Source organism: Phycisphaerae bacterium, assembly GCA_018003015.1.
GTDB lineage: Bacteria > Planctomycetota > Phycisphaerae > UBA1845 > PWPN01 > JAGNEZ01.
Window position 1 is genome coordinate 1 of sequence record JAGNEZ010000103.1, and the last position, 14,687, is coordinate 14,687.

The window sequence follows — 14,687 nt, forward strand, 5'->3', positions numbered from 1 at the left end:
AGCCCGCAATGCGGCAGCCCGATGCTCGCACCGCAAGCGAACACTGCGTCGTTTACACAGGATTGGCATATACTTGGCCGAAATAAAGCCTTGCCGATGGCCGAATCCTTAGCGTTGTAGTACTAGCCGAGCAGATCAAATCGAAGAAGGTGACCGTCAAGCTGTTCCTGCGGCACCCGCTGCACGCGAAGCTGTACCTGCTCTTCCGGCCGGACCCCATCAACCCGAAGGTCGGCTATCTGGGTAGCAGCAACCTGACGCTCGCCGGCCTCTCCAAACAGGGTGAATTGAACGTAGACGTGATGGACCGCGACGCCTGCGACAAGCTCGCCCGGTGGTTCGAGGACCGCTGGGCTGACCGGTTCTGCGTCGACATCTCCGATGAGTTGGTGGGCATCATCCAGAACAGTTGGGCCAGCGAACAGCTCATCCCGCCGTATCACATCTACGTGAACATGGCGTACCACCTGTCGCAGGAGGCCAGGGCTGGGCTCACCGAGTTCCGCATCCCCCGCGACTTCGGCAACAAGTTGTTCGAGTTCCAGAAAGCCGCGGTAAAGATAGCGGCCCACCACTTGAACAAACGCGATGGCGTCGTCATCGGCGACGTGGTTGGCTTGGGCAAGACGCTCATGGCCACCGCTCTTGCCCGCATTTTTGAGGATGATCACGGCGTCGAGACCCTCATCATCTGCCCGAAGAACCTGGTGCCGATGTGGGAGGATTACCGGCAGCAGTACCGTCTTCGCGCGAAGGTTATGTCAATCACCAACGCGCAACGTGAACTGCCGGACTTGCGCCGATTCAGACTCGTGCTCATCGACGAAAGCCACAACCTGCGAAACCGCGAGGGCAAGCGATACCGCGCTCTGTTCGAGTATATCCAGTCCAACGACAGCAAGGTCATCCTGCTGTCTGCCACGCCCTACAACAAGACCTACCTGGATCTTTCGAACCAACTCCGGCTATTCGTCCCTGAGGAGAAAGACATCGGCATCCGGCCCGAGCGACTGCTTCGTGAGTTGGGAGAAACCGAGTTCATCCGCCGGCATCAATGCGCACTTCGGTCGCTGGCGGCCTTCGAGAAGAGCCCGTACGCTGACGACTGGCGCGACTTGATGCGGCTGTACCTGGTCCGGCGCACGCGCACCTTTATCCGGGAGAACTACGCCAAAGATGATCCCGCCAGAGGCCGCAAGTACCTCGAATTCGAGGACGGCACGCGGTCCTACTTTCCCGATCGTGTCCCCAAGACGCTCAAGTTCAGGATCGACGAGACGGACCCCGACGACCAATACGCTCGACTGTTCGGACCCGCCGTGGTAAACGCCGTCGATAGCTTGATGCTCCCACGCTATGGCCTGGGCAACTACCAGAAACCATCTCCCGGCAAACCGCCCACGACCGAGGAAGCCCGGATCCTGCAAGATTTGTCGCGTGCGGGCATTCGCCTGAAGGGGTTCTGCCGCACGAATCTGTTCAAGCGTCTCGAAAGCTGCGGGTACGGTTTCCATCTATCGGTAGAGCGACACATCCTGCGCAACTACATCTTTCTGCACGCCATCGAGAACAGCCTGCCAATGCCAATCGGCACCCAGGACATGGGGCTGCTCGACACGCGGATCGATGATTCCGACTCTGACCTGTTCGAGGCGGACGACGACAACAACGACACCGCCGGCACAGACATCCTGACGGCGTTCCGCGACAAGGTGGCCACGCTTCGCAACGAGTGGGAAACCCTCGCCGCCGTTGCCGAGAAGGAGGAGGATGAGCAGACCCGTGCTGCGCGGCGGGATCTGGGCAGACTCCGGCGTGGCCTTCGGACGCCGGAGGCAGCCTACCGCGAGCCGATTCTGCGGGTGCTCATCGAGATGGGCGGCGCCGGCCGGATCGGCGACGTTCTCGACCGCGTCGGCCAGGCCATGAAGCCGGTCCTGAAAGAGGTAGACTTCGACCCGTTAGCCAGCGACCCGGACCTGCCCCGCTGGCGGAACGCCGCTCAATGGGCGCGCAGCATGATGGTCAAAGAGGGCCTACTCAAGGCGGATTCGCTGCGCGGTGTGTGGGAGATTTCCGACAAAGGCCGATCCGGCCGGGGCTGACATGTTGTTGAGGACGTACGATGGCGAAAACGAGCAGAAGTTCATCCTCCGCGAAGCCAGCGGCGCTGATAGAGGGCGCACGTCAGTTGCCCATGGCCCATCTCTCCATCCGCATTCCCTGGCACGATAACGCTTGGGACGGCAGCATCTGCCAGCACCCTCGGGAGAACACCTCCTGCCTGATCCTCAAGGGCATCTCCAAGAAGAAGGACGATGCCTGGGAAGAGAGCATGGCGGGGAAAGACTGGCATGAACTCGACAGCAGGCTGCCCGCATGCGCAGCCGAGCGCGGTTCGTTCTTGTCGGCCAGCGAATTCTTGCGCGAAACCAACCATCCCTACAAGGGCCGCCACGAGATTTATGACAAGTTCCTGCCCACCCCGTTTCGACATCCACCGTTTTCCGCGGCCTGCATCCCGTTCCGGTGGATGCTCAAGGAGCACGTTGAGGGCAATGCCCGGCGGAAGATCGATGGCCTGGTTGAGGAACTGTCGCTCGGTTACTCACCCGATCGCGAGCCGGACCTCGGGGACTTCAAACCCGACTGGGTTCAGGAGTACCACAATCAGCGCGTTCTGCTGGACACATTCTTCAGTGTCATACGGCCTCAAGAATCGCTGTGCTTCTTCTACGCCAAGAAGACCCCACTCTCGGAGAGCAGCCGGCGCGTCATTGTCGGCGTCGGTCGTATCCTCCACCTCGGCGACCCGGTGGAATATGAGTACGAGGGCGGCGTTAAGGCAACGCCGATTCGCTGCACGCTGTGGGAACGCAACATCGGACACTCGATCCGGCCGGACTCGGCGGGGGACGGTTTTCTGTTGCCATACCACCAGATCCTGGCGCTCGCGAGTACGGACAGCTCAATTCGGCCCGAAGAATACGTCGCCTTCTCGCCTGAAGCGCATTGGGACGAATTCTCGTACACGGCCGAGCACGTCTCGCACGACGCGGCAATCGCGTCCCTGCTTGCCTGCGATTCCGCGCTGAGAAGAACCGCCGCCATCCTGCCTGGACCGTGGGCTCAGGCCCGTGCGTGGATCGACAGAGAACTCAACCGTTTGTGGAAGATGCGCGGTCCTTACCCGGGCATGGGCTCAGCGCTGGCTGCCCTGGACATCGAGCGGGCAAACCTGATCGCCTACGAGATCGCACGGGCGCAGGAGGAGGAGGAAACCGCCTGGGAAAGTGATCCCTGGGAGCGGTTCGAGCAGGCACTGGATAAGCCGAGCCTACTCGGGGCGGACCTGGCACAATGCCTCGGCGGTTCCTGGCGGAAGATCTGGAAAGGCATGAAGCCCGAACGTAAGGCCTTACTCAAACTGCTCAGCCGATTTGCCATTTCGGACGAGCAGGCCGCCCGGTTTTTCCAGAAGACGAAACGCGAAGACGCAGGGATCAGTGTCGAGGATTCCGACCTCATTCGCAATCCTTACCTGCTGTACGAACTGGACCGTGGCCGGGTTGCACCGATTCAATTGGGGACAATCGACCAGGGCGTTTTTCCAGATGCGGTCGTGCGTGAGAAGTTCCCCCTCCCCGCGGAATCCACCATGGACGACGGGGCCGACTCTCGGCGGATTCGGGCGTTTGTCATCCAGGCATTGGAGAATGCCGCGGGCTTGGGCCACACGCTGCTGCCCAGGGATTCGGTAATTCGTAAGATCGCGCAAGTAGACGTACGCCCGGCCGTACCCTGCACTGAGGACGTACTGGACCAGACGGAGGGGGCGTTCGATCCGGTCATCAGCATTACCGCGCTCAAGAGTGGCCAGCCCGCGTACCAGCTCGACCGGCTTGTCGAAGCCGGCAATCTCATCCGCAACTGCGTAGAACGTAGGACAACCAACGCCAAGCGCCACCCTGCCGCGCATCCCTGGCGGAACCTGATTGACGCGGCGATCGGGCAAGGCGTGCCGGCAGATGCATCTGAGCGAGAGCAGGAGGAGCTGGCGCGGGCCGAGAAAGCCGCGGCGCTTGCGGAGATTTACGCTTCCAGATTGACCGTGCTCATCGGTCCAGCCGGTACGGGCAAGACCACACTCTTGAAGGCGCTCTGCGCCATTTCGGATGTCGAGCAGGGCGGCTTTCTTCTGCTTGCGCCCACCGGCAAAGCACGCGTGCGCATGGAGGCGCAGATCGGGCTACAGACAGGGAAAACCATTGCACAGTTCCTCCTTGGATCGGGCAGATTTGATGCCGAAACCGGAGCTTATGTCGTCACCGGCGGATCGGACCGGTGTACTGCATACCGCACCGTGGTCATTGATGAGTGTTCAATGCTCACGGAGGAACAACTTGCAGCGACACTGGATGGGCTGGAGAACGTCGAGCGTCTCGTCCTCGTCGGCGATCCCCGGCAGCTGCCGCCTATTGGGGCCGGACGTCCTTTCGTCGATATCGTCCGTCGCCTTACACCGAAGAGAATTGAATCCTACCCGAGCGGAACGCCCAGGGTGGGACCGGGCTATGCCGAGTTGACCATCACGCGGCGCCAGGCCGGTGAACAACGGGATGATCTCCTACTGGCAAACTGGTTTAGCGGAGCCCCGCTTGATGCGGGAGCCGACGAGATCTGGGAGAGGCTTCTGCGTGGCGAGGCGCAGCATATTCGGCTCGCTCGCTGGGATTCACCGGAAGAGCTGGAAGCCAAGTTGGTGGCCGCGATCATCCAAGACCTGAAGCTCTCCGGCCCGGAAGATGAAAACGGCTTTGAGCAGTCACTCGGCGGATCGTTATTCCAGAACGCAGTGTATTTCCATCCCAGAAGCAAAGACCGCTCGGGAGCTGGAGAACATGCGGAGGATTGGCAGGTTCTGTCCCCGGTTCGCGCCGGTCTGCATGGAGTGGATTCCGTTAACAGGGCGATCCAAACGACCTTTCGCAAACGCGTCTTGGGCTGGACACGAGAGCAGTGGCGGAGAGTCCCGAGACCATTCGGTGCACAGAGCATCTTGTACGGCGACAAGGTGATAAGCCGCCAGAACGGTTGGCGAAACGACGTGTTTCCGCCGCCCCAAGATGAGCATCTTTACGTCGCCAACGGCGACATCGGGATGGTCGTCGGGCAGTACAAGGGCCGGAACGCCGGCTACAAGGGGTTGCCGTGGAAACTCGAAGTCGAGTTCACGAGTCAGACAGGCTTCAAGTGCGGCTATGCCGGATGGGAATTCGGCGAAGAGGGTGACCCGCCGCTCGAACTTGCATACGCGCTGACCATCCACAGGGCGCAAGGCAGCGAGTTTGGCATCACTTTTGTCGTTGTTCCGAACCCCTGCTGGCTCTTGAGTCGTGAGCTTCTTTACACGGCGCTGACCAGGCAGCAGGAGCATATCGTCGTCTTTCATCAGGGTGCGGCCCGAGACCTGATTCGCTTTGTGTCAAACTCGGAAATCGCGTCTCGCGTCACCAATCTTTTCACGCCGCCGGACCTCGTTGCTGTACAAGATCGGTTTATGGAAGATGGGCTGATTCACCGGACTTCACGGGGCGACCTGGTCAGGTCGAAGTCCGAGGTCATCATCGCCAATCTGCTTTACGACAAGCTGAAGATCACGAACTATCTCTACGAGAATCCGCTCCAGGGCAGAAATGGCAGCGTCCGCTACCCCGATTTCACCCTCATCGACGCCGAAACCGGCCGTAACCTATACCTCGAACATTTGGGCATGCTTGGTGATAGGGTCTACCGGGAGCGATGGGAACGCAAGCTCGCGTGGTATCGTGAGCAGGGAGTCGTTCCGTTTGGCGAAGGAGAGGGTGATGCCGGAACGCTGCTGACCACAAGCGAAGGGCCACGCGGCGAGTTCGACGTGCCCGCGATTGAGGCCCGCATAAAACAGGGATTGGGAGTCCAGTGATGGCGAAGTCACCCCCGCTCCCAGTCCAACACTTGTCCAAAGAGGAACCCGGTTACTCAGTTCTCGGCTCCCCCACTTTTCAGGCTGCCATCCCATCGGTGCTCCACGTTTCCGGAAACGCCGCACTTCTTACTAGCACATCCGTGGCCCTTTTCTGCTCAGTGAAATGCCCCGGCGACCTGATCCTGAAGACCTATGACCTGGCCCGAGCCCTTCGCGATGCCGGCATCACGGTGATCGGAGGCTTCCACTCGCCGATGGAGAAGGAATGCCTGACGCTTTTGCTTCGCGGCGATCAGCCCGTCATCGTGTGCCTTGCGCGTGGCCTGGAGAACCTCCGGCTGCCCGCAACCTGGAAGCCGGCGCTTGCCGCCGGCAGGCTGCTGTTGGTCTCGCCATTCGACAACGGATGCCGACGGGTTACGGAGGAAACGGCCGAGAAGCGGAACCGATGCATCGTGGCCATAGCCGAGAGCATCATCGTCACCTACGCCCACGCCGGCGGGCGGCTGGAGCAGCTCTGCCGCGACGCCGTAACGGCCGGCAAAACGTTCTGGACACTCGACGATGCGGCGACCACCAACCTCGTCCAACAGGGAGCACGCCCAATCTCCGCCGATGCATTGCCTCGGTCGTGGATCTCCCTCACGACCACCAACCGGCATCAATCAGCGCGCCACCGGAGCTGCTGGCTTGGATGCGAGTGACGACACTCAGCTCACACAACTTGGGTGTCGTGAAGCTGGCCCAGCCAGAATGCCCCGCGGCACACGATTTCACCCGGCTCGATGCTTTCCGCTCGATGATCCTCATCCCCGTTACCCCAAACGCGTCTGCAGAATCGCGTCGAGTAGCTCCCCGGCGAATAACAATTGGATCTGATTGGTGTACGTCCGCCCCACCTTCGTCGAGAGCAGCAAGACGAGGCCGATGCTCTGGAGGTAGGACAGGCTGGTGTAGAAGTAAACGTACGAGAACGGTGTCTCGTGGTGCTGCAGGGTGATCTGGCGGTAGCGCTCGTAAACGGTTTTGACGAAGGGCTCTGTGCTTTCGGCGATTGCCATCAGGATGTAGAGGTTCTGGTCGTTCAGGTCGGTGAGCACGTCGACGATCAGATCTCTTCTGGCGCGCTCGAAGACTGCACGCACGTCCTCTGACTGCTCGAGAGCCAGGTAATACAAGGCCTTGATGGCCACCCGCACATCGGCGTTCGTCGCACTCACAGTCAGGGCGGCAATCTGTGCCACGATGGATTCCGACCACTCGTGCAGGCCACCCCGGGCCCGGTCCACGAGGATCGCCCGTACCTGGTCGGCGTCGTAGTTGCGGAAATGGATCATCTCGGGCTGAAGGGATGAGCGGATGCTCTCATCGAGCCGGCCGAGGAACTTGGGGTGGTTGCTGAGCAGCACCGACATGTACGCGCTCGTCGACCGCGCGAGCAGGTACAAGATGTCCTTGTGCCGATCCTTCTCGGACAGCAGGTCCACCTCGTCGAGAATCAGAATCAAGCGGCCGGCATGGGCATCGCAGAACCGCAGCCAGAGTTCGTCGAGGCTACAGCCGCGCGGCTTCACGCACAGTAGGTGGGCGAGGATCTTGAAGCTGGTGTTGTGCTGGCGGCAGTTGACGTAACACACGGTGGCTTGGCCGCGAAGCAGGCGCTGGATGTACTTGAGCATGAGGGTCTTGCCGCAGCCACGGCTGCCGAAGATGAACAGGTGGTTGGGAATACCGGTTTTGAGATAACGGAGGCAGGCGTCGATGATCGGCTTGATCTCCTCGCGCATGAGCGGCTGCTCAGGGATGTGATTGAAATCGAAGACGTGAAAATCCTTGATGCGGTGCAGGCTCTGGTCGAGCGCGTGCACCCGCTCGCTGAAATAGTCGGCAATGCCCATGGTCGCGTAAACTTCACCGCACGCGTAAACCCTCACGACTTTATAAGCTTATCGGTGGTGGCGATCTGAGAAGCCCGTGCCTCGAGCTGCTCAAGCTGTTGCTTCCAGTGGATGACCTGCTCTCGCGATGCCGCGAGATCGGGGCGATCGAGTGCTTCGCGCACGCTGTTCGCGGCGGCCGAAAACGCGATCTGCAGGTCCAGCATCTCCTCATCGAGGTGGTCGGCAATATCGAAGGAAGTCGAGGATGCCAGAGATCGCTCCTGTATTCTGAGCCTGCGCCACTCGACGACTCCGGCCATGCGGTCCACTAGCTGGGCTAGGTCACGCAGGATGCCGGGGATGTCGATGTGCATCCTGGATTGAGGTCAAGCGGCCTTTTAAGCTTTTCCTGCCTGGCCACCGAACGTTATCAGTATGCCTCTTCGTGGTCCTGCTCGTCGTAGCCATTCCGGTAGGTGAAATCGCCGAAGCGGTCGCCGACCGTATCGAGGAGATCCTCGACATTCTTGTCGATGGATTCCACGCGCTCAAGGATACGTTCCAGGAGGTCAGTGGTTTCTCGTTGGGTGTTGTATTGTGCTGTCATTCTGGAGTGATGGCGGATGGGTATTTAAGCCTGCCGGCCGTTTCGTTACCGGAGGCAAGTGGTAACGGGCTTCAGCGTACTGCCGGCCGACGTCCTCGTCCGAGGGCCGCAGGTAGACGCTGGTGGCCTTGAGCGACTTGTGGCCGACCTGGCGCTGCACGATCGGCAGCGGCAGCTTGTACACGTGGACGTAGTGCATGATGTGGCTGTGCCGCAGCGAGTGGATGGTCAGCTCGCGAAGGATCCTGCCCTGGCGGTCGCGGGCGTATTCCCGCTCCAGGCCGGCGGCGCGGATATAGCGGGCGAAGATCTGACGCAGGCGATTCTCGGTGTAATGCCGGCGGCCGCTGCGGCCGGGGTGGAACAGGTACTCGTCCGGCCGGTGGATGTGCAGGCTGCGCTGGGCCATGCGGCCATCCTGGCGGAGCAGGCTCTTGAGCTCGTTCATCAGGCCGGCGGGCAGGTGGCTCACCCGGCGCTGACGCGTCTTGGTGTTTTCGGCGGGGAAGTACACCGTGTTGCGGGTGAACGAGAGGTGGCGGAGCTGGATCCGGACGAATTCCCCCACCCGGCAGCCGAGCTCGTAGATAACCCGCATCATCAGCTTATGGCGGTAGTCCTCGATCGCATCGAGAAACTGGTTCCATTCCTCAACGGTCAGATACCGAATCGTCTCGCCAAATCGCTCGTAAGTGGGCTGTTTTCGCGGAGATTTCACATTTGACAAAACCGGGCTTTCGGCCGGCGATTCTGCGCTGGGGATGGTGCTGGTTGGGGCCATTTTCTTCACATATGGTCCCAAATGTGAAATCAGGGTGGTTATTAAACCTGCTGCTGGGCATTGAGAAAGTGAGAATTGCGCAGCTTAACCAATGTCTCGGCAGCCTTCCCAGTGACTTCAGGAAGGCGCCGTCTGCGTCTCGGGTGAAGATGCCGGGCGGGTGGTCGGACCCGCGTTGCCCGCCGGCAAATGATCAATCTTGATCCGGCAAAGCAGCGTTGACCTCGCATCACGCCCCATGATCAAACCCCAGAGTGTGTCGTCGGCGAAGGAAAGGTACTCGTAGCGCCCCGGGAACTTGTCGATAATTGCATCTTCAAGTGTCGCGGCCTCCAGGGCCAGTTCGGGGTCAACTTCGTAGACCCAGCCGGCGTCGCTAGAAACCCACAGGCGGTTGGGGCCGAAGGCCGTGCCGGTTATGGACCGGTCCTTGGAGCGTATGAATATCCGTTCCCCCGATTCCATGTCCACCGCGTGGACGCCGATACGGTTGCTGATGGTGTCATTTTCTGCGAACCAGAACCGCCGCCCATCACAGGACAACCCGCAGGCGAATCCTATGGGCAGCGTGTGGAGCGGCGAGCGGTTGCCCTGCGGATCGATCTTCCACAACTGCGCCCGGTCGCTCACCAGGAAGGCGGAGGAGAGGCCGTAGAGAATCCCCTCCCAAGTCGCCAAGGAAGTGACCATGCCGATACGCACGTCCGAGGCCAAAGGGACATCCGGACTCTTGGGGCTCCGGCGCTGGAAAATCCGGTCCGGCCCCGGCCCGGTGATCAGGGCGATTTCGTCGCCGAGCATGGCAAAACCGCCGAACGGAGGCTGCGTCAGCAACACCGGGATGGCGCTGAGGATATCTCCATAGCCAAACTGTACTTTCTGGATCGACAGGTTCGCGCGGAGCTGCTGCCCCTCCAGGGCCTCCACACGAACGGCGTCTCCCGCCATCACCCAACCATTGGCCACGACCTCGAGGCGTTGGCTCTGCCCGTGCGGAAGCTCCAGGACGTAGGCGCCGCTGGCGCCGGTGCGCGCGGACTGCCCCTGTTGGCTCCTCACGGTGACGCCGGAAACCCCCAGGAAAGTGGACGTATTCTGAACGAAGCCAACAACACTGGTCACGCCCTGGGACCGCCGCGCGGTCACGGAGTCGATGGCCAGGCGGATGTGGCCCTCCGGGAAACCTCCCGCCGGTCGGACACCCGCCAGCAGACGAAGGTGCCATCGCCCCAGGCTGGAGACGCTGACCAGGTCCTCCGGGACGGTCTGGTCGCCGGCGTACACAACGGCCATGTTCGAGTCCGTGGACAGGACGATCTTCAGCTTCTGGCGCGGAAGCTTGAGTTCCGGGTCCGGGCCCCCGCTGCGTTGCCAGAGGATCACGCCGCCGGAATCGTTGGCGGTTGGCGCCTGACCATCGGTCAGGATTACCTGCACTGCGCCGCGCGGCGATTCCGCCGACAGGACGATCCCGATGGTGACGGTGCCATGGCGCCTGAGATCGGGCCTGGAATCGACCCACACACTCTGAGCCACGGTGTTGCCATCCGATGACACGGCGCTGGCACTAAGTACGAGGGAGCCGTCAGAAAGGGCGACACTGGCGTGATGCTCGGCTTTTCCCGTCTGATCGAGGCAATCAGCGACTTGCCCATCCTGCCAAAGGCGGGTATTGAGCCGGGAGCCACTGAAGTCATCGCTCAAAATCGTTCCATTAGGCCAGAAAGCCCAAGTACCCACGGCGAGGGCGACAGCGCTGACCACGACAATCATCACACGGACCCGCGACCCGAAGAGCCGTCGCCCGAACTTTCGCGCTTGGCGGCTAATGCGTCCGCGTGGTCCTAGGGACTCCTGACCTTTCGCGATCCGCTGCAGGTCACTGATGACGTCGGTCATGTCAGCGTAGCGATCGCGCAGTTTGCGGGCCATCGCGCCCTCTACCACCGCGGTCAGAGCGTCCAAGCCGCCCGTCTTTTGTTCCCGAATTGTTGGCGGTGGCCCCGATCGCACCTGACGTAGCACCTCGTCTGAGGATTCGCCGCTGTAAGGCGGATGGCCACTAAGCATCTCGTAAAGCATCGCCCCGAACGAATATATGTCGCAACGGAAATCCCCCGCTCGCCCCTCGGCCACTTCCGGGGCGATGTAGGGCGCCGTGCCCTCGCAGGGCGAGTGGCCGGCGTCAATGATCGACTCGTTGACCAGTGTCGTTTTCCCCAGCCCGAAGTCAGCAAGGTAGGCTTCGCCCATTCCATCCAGCAAGACGTTCCCGGGTTTCAGGTCGCGGTGAATGATGCCTTTGGAGTGTGCGAAGTCGAGCGCCTCGGCCACCTGCAAGGCAATATCCAGAGTCTCTTTTCCCTGGTCTTCCGGCGCGCACAAGCCGCCCTCCGGTTCTGTGAGCCGTTCCTCCGATCCGTCATTCGCATTCCGGAATCCGCAGTCCGCAATATGCTCGGCGACACTGCCGCCCTCCATGTATGGCATGACGAAGTACGGACCCTCCGAGCGCTCGGAAACCTCCAGAACGGGCATGATGTGGGGATGCGCGAGCTTGCGCATGTGGCGGGCCTCGGCCAGAAAGCGGTGGACTACCCGTCGTTCGCGCATGTACTCCGGCTTGAGCATCTTGATGGCCACACGGCTTCCGCTGGCCGGGTCGCGGGCCAGCAGCACCAGGCTCATGCCCCCCTCGCCGATCACCCTCAGGATTCCGTACCGATCCAGCCGGGCGAGCAGGCCAGGATGCGTCGGCGGGTCCAGAAGGCGCGCCTGGAGGAGCGGCGCCGTGGCATCGAAAGTCATGGGATTCGGTGAGCGAGAAAGGTCCGGCTGGTCGCTCATGGCGGCTGGCCTCCCCCGGCCTGAAGCACGGCCCGCCCTTCACGAAAGATCGTTTTGACCCGCTCCTCTACCCAGGCTTGGCTCAAGGCCCAGTCGATGCCGGTCATCAAGTCCCCATCTTCAAGCTGGCTGATCCGCTCCCCGCAGCGCGTGCGCGCCACGAGGATGCTGGCGTAATACAGCACGTCGGCCACTTCGCGGGGCAGCGGGCTCTCCGGGTGGGCGGCCATGGCCTTGGCAAAGTCCTTCGTCATCCTGAGGAGTTCCAGCGGGGGACGGGGGTGCGTGAACAGGTCGGCGAAGCTCCGGACCAGCAATCCTTCGGCGGACGCCAATGCGGAGAGTTTGCCGGCGAGGCCGGGGTCAAGACCTCCGAGGTCGTACTGGATCGATACCGACATCTGGTGCCGGGAGATCGCCTCGAGTTCCTCCGGGCGCCAAGGGCGCGATTGGCCACAATCGGGCGCCAGCAGTTGGCCGAGCCCCCACCGCTTCGCCTTGTGAACGTCAGGACCGGTAGTCATAACGTCTGCCTTCCCTCAACAAGCACCACGAACGGCCCGTGAGCGGGTGTGTCGTAGCAGGCCGCCCCATGAATTGATACGGAAGGTCCGCCAGAATCATGCGCCGCCGCTGGTCAGAATCCTCTGAAGGTCGGCCAGCTCCTCGTCGATTTCGGATTCATCGGCCGCATATTCCCCCACGATGTCGCGCAGGATTCGCACGAACATACGCTTGGCCGTGGTCAGTGTGTTACCCGCCTGCACCGGAGACACAAATCCATATTGCTCAACGAGTTGCGCGAAAGGGACCGGCTGGGCATCTTCCAGGGCCGGCACCAGCACGCGGGCATTGAAAACCGCCCATCTCAGCGGGTGGTCCGCGTCGCATTCCGTTCTCATGCGTTCGATGGCCCGGCCGAGGATCTCGCGGGCCCAGGCGGTCTCGAAGCCGACGTCCGGCGACTCGTCCTGGCGTAAGGGCTCCGCTATGGCGTCGATGTCGCCGAACTCGCGCTTATTCTGTCTGAGCCAGTCGTAAGTATATCTATCCAAAGCGGTCAGGATGAGCGCGCGGAAACGGCCTCGTTGAGGATCGGCCTGAGCGAACAGGCGCCGCGCCAATACCTTGTCGGCCACAAAACCCTGCAGCAGGTCCTTGGACTCGTGGACGCCCACGCGGCCAGCAAAGCGGTAACGGAGGTGAACCAGAAGGGCGGAGTAGTAACGTTGAAGCAGCCTTGCCAAGGCATCCTGCACATCTCGGGCGTCTGGCCCGCTGGTCCGGGCGATGATGGACCAGTGGGTGCTCGGGAATCCACCGCGGTGGCTTGACGAATCTCGGTTCATCAGCAGGGTCTCGGTTCGGCCAGCGAGAAGAGTCTTACATCTTAGCTTACCATGAGATGGGGGTGGAGGCAAGCGCCTTGCCGCCGCATATCCGCCACCGGGTCCCGCTCCAGAAAAACCTGGAAAGCCACGCAGAATCCGGGTCTTGCCACCGTATCGAATTGTGATCGATCGCTCCTCGCCGCGTTGGCGAAGGGCGCGGTCAATATGCAACCTTCACGACTACCCTGGTCCGTTGGGCAGTGCGGTTGTATGCCTGGCCCCCCGCGTAGCGGCTGCAAAGAAGGTCAAAGCGAAGTTCAGGCTCGTAATGCAAATCCAGAATCTTGGGAGGACTCGACATGCTGGATACATCGGCGTCACGAAGAAGCGTCGCAGCTCAGACTACTCCACTTCCGCTAAGCCAGCTGAGCACAAGGCCAAAGAAGCGCCTGTGCGGAATGGCGTCTGCATTTCTCTGTCTACTGCTTCGATTGGCGCCCGTTGTACAGGGCTATGACACTATCACCATTCCTGCCGACAGGGACACGTTTTGCTCCGGCTCTGCACCCGATTCCAATTTCGGCACCTGGACGAGCTGGCAATTCGGACTTAACGCTGCAAATATACGAACTGAGATTGCGCTAGTCCACTTCGATCTTTCCCTGATCCCGCAGGGACGTGTCATTCAAGAAGCCCGTCTCCGATTGTTCTGCGGTGATGTCTATTATAACGACATGTCAACCGCGTTCTGCTTCATGTCAAGCGGCGGCTGGTCGGAGACCACCGCAACATGGAACAGCATGCCCGGAGTAATCGCCACTCCGTATTCGAGTTTCGACCCTCAGGGTGGCTGGAATGAAATTGGTGTCTCGACAATTGTCAAGGAGTGGTATGCCGGGCACCAAAACAACTATGGCTTCCAACTCCGCTCGCAAACCTATGGTGGCCCCTCAACGGCCCTATTCAGGTCAAGAGAGTATAGTGGCACCACATATGACCCCAAGCTCGAAGTGGACATCATAACGCCCACCAATGAGATTGTGATCAACAACAATGTATGGCTAAACGGATCGCAGCAGAATCGGATAGCCCTTGGCCCGGGTGCTAGCGTCAATGGTTCCTTCGATTGCACAGTTTACAATGGTAGGTAAGCGCCCACCAGAACCATGGGGGGCTGGGCCGGAACGCGGGAGGGTGCGGAGCTGGACTCAGCGGGGGAACGAGGCCTGGAAACGCCGGCGGGTGGCCCGGCGGAGTTGCTTGCGGTCGGCCC

Annotated in this window: 9 protein-coding genes and 1 pseudogene; 4 read left to right on the forward strand and 6 right to left on the reverse strand. The window is 61.1% G+C overall.

Going from position 1 to position 14,687, the window contains the following annotated elements; translation table 11 throughout:
• The first annotated feature begins 104 nt into the window (after positions 1 to 104).
• The 3 genes and pseudogenes from KA354_23920 (at position 105) to KA354_23930 (ending at position 6,672) form a co-directional block, all read left to right on the forward strand.
• A pseudogene (locus tag KA354_23920) lies at positions 105 to 1,649 on the forward strand (NgoFVII family restriction endonuclease).
• A gap of 548 nt (positions 1,650 to 2,197) precedes the next feature.
• Positions 2,198 to 5,965, forward strand: coding sequence for an AAA family ATPase (locus KA354_23925; protein MBP7937700.1), 3,768 nt, complete (start codon positions 2,198 to 2,200; stop codon positions 5,963 to 5,965).
• On the forward strand, positions 5,965 to 6,672 hold the full coding sequence (locus KA354_23930; GenBank protein MBP7937701.1) for a DNA-processing protein DprA: 708 nt from the start codon (positions 5,965 to 5,967) through the stop codon (positions 6,670 to 6,672). The genes KA354_23925 and KA354_23930 overlap by 1 nt, the downstream gene beginning before the upstream one ends.
• Before the next feature lie 111 nt (positions 6,673 to 6,783).
• Here the strand turns inward: KA354_23930 and KA354_23935 are convergent, their stop codons facing one another.
• The 6 genes from KA354_23935 to KA354_23960 all read right to left on the reverse strand — a co-directional run bounded on the left by KA354_23935 (position 6,784) and on the right by KA354_23960 (position 13,432).
• Entirely contained in the window at positions 6,784 to 7,902 is a 1,119-nt protein-coding gene (locus KA354_23935) for an orc1/cdc6 family replication initiation protein (GenBank protein MBP7937702.1), read from the reverse strand.
• Complete coding sequence (locus tag KA354_23940) at positions 7,899 to 8,222, reverse strand: hypothetical protein (GenBank protein ID MBP7937703.1); 324 nt, start codon at positions 8,220 to 8,222, stop codon at positions 7,899 to 7,901. Before KA354_23940 ends, KA354_23935 begins: the two co-directional genes overlap by 4 nt.
• A 195-nt stretch (positions 8,223 to 8,417) precedes the next feature.
• A complete protein-coding gene (locus KA354_23945) occupies positions 8,418 to 9,173 on the reverse strand; it encodes a site-specific integrase (GenBank protein ID MBP7937704.1) in 756 nt (251 codons plus the stop codon).
• Positions 9,174 to 9,353: 180 nt separating this feature from the next.
• Complete coding sequence (locus KA354_23950) at positions 9,354 to 12,083, reverse strand: serine/threonine protein kinase (protein MBP7937705.1); 2,730 nt, start codon at positions 12,081 to 12,083, stop codon at positions 9,354 to 9,356.
• Positions 12,080 to 12,607, reverse strand: coding sequence for a hypothetical protein (locus KA354_23955; protein ID MBP7937706.1), 528 nt, complete (start codon positions 12,605 to 12,607; stop codon positions 12,080 to 12,082). The genes KA354_23950 and KA354_23955 overlap by 4 nt, the downstream gene beginning before the upstream one ends.
• 96 nt (positions 12,608 to 12,703) lie before the next feature.
• The gene (locus KA354_23960) at positions 12,704 to 13,432 is read right to left on the reverse strand and encodes a sigma-70 family RNA polymerase sigma factor (protein ID MBP7937707.1); all 729 of its coding nucleotides are present in this window, start codon (positions 13,430 to 13,432) and stop codon (positions 12,704 to 12,706) included.
• Between the two features lie 440 nt (positions 13,433 to 13,872).
• Between KA354_23960 and KA354_23965 the strand changes: the two genes are divergently transcribed.
• The gene (locus KA354_23965) at positions 13,873 to 14,565 is read left to right on the forward strand and encodes a DNRLRE domain-containing protein (GenBank protein ID MBP7937708.1); all 693 of its coding nucleotides are present in this window, start codon (positions 13,873 to 13,875) and stop codon (positions 14,563 to 14,565) included.
• Positions 14,566 to 14,687: the final 122 nt, after the last annotated feature.

Excerpts from the sequence above, each read along its gene's own strand:
- KA354_23925 (MBP7937700.1), top strand. The coding sequence starts at position 2,198 with ATGGCCCATCTCTCCATCCGCATTCCCTGGCACGATAACGCTTGGGAC.
- KA354_23930 (MBP7937701.1), top strand. The coding sequence starts at position 5,965 with ATGGCGAAGTCACCCCCGCTCCCAGTCCAACACTTGTCCAAAGAGGAA.
- KA354_23940 (MBP7937703.1), bottom strand. The coding sequence starts at position 8,222 with ATGCACATCGACATCCCCGGCATCCTGCGTGACCTAGCCCAGCTAGTG.
- KA354_23950 (MBP7937705.1), bottom strand. The coding sequence starts at position 12,083 with ATGAGCGACCAGCCGGACCTTTCTCGCTCACCGAATCCCATGACTTTC.
- KA354_23955 (MBP7937706.1), bottom strand. The coding sequence starts at position 12,607 with ATGACTACCGGTCCTGACGTTCACAAGGCGAAGCGGTGGGGGCTCGGC.
- KA354_23960 (MBP7937707.1), bottom strand. The coding sequence starts at position 13,432 with ATGAACCGAGATTCGTCAAGCCACCGCGGTGGATTCCCGAGCACCCAC.
- KA354_23965 (MBP7937708.1), top strand. The coding sequence starts at position 13,873 with ATGGCGTCTGCATTTCTCTGTCTACTGCTTCGATTGGCGCCCGTTGTA.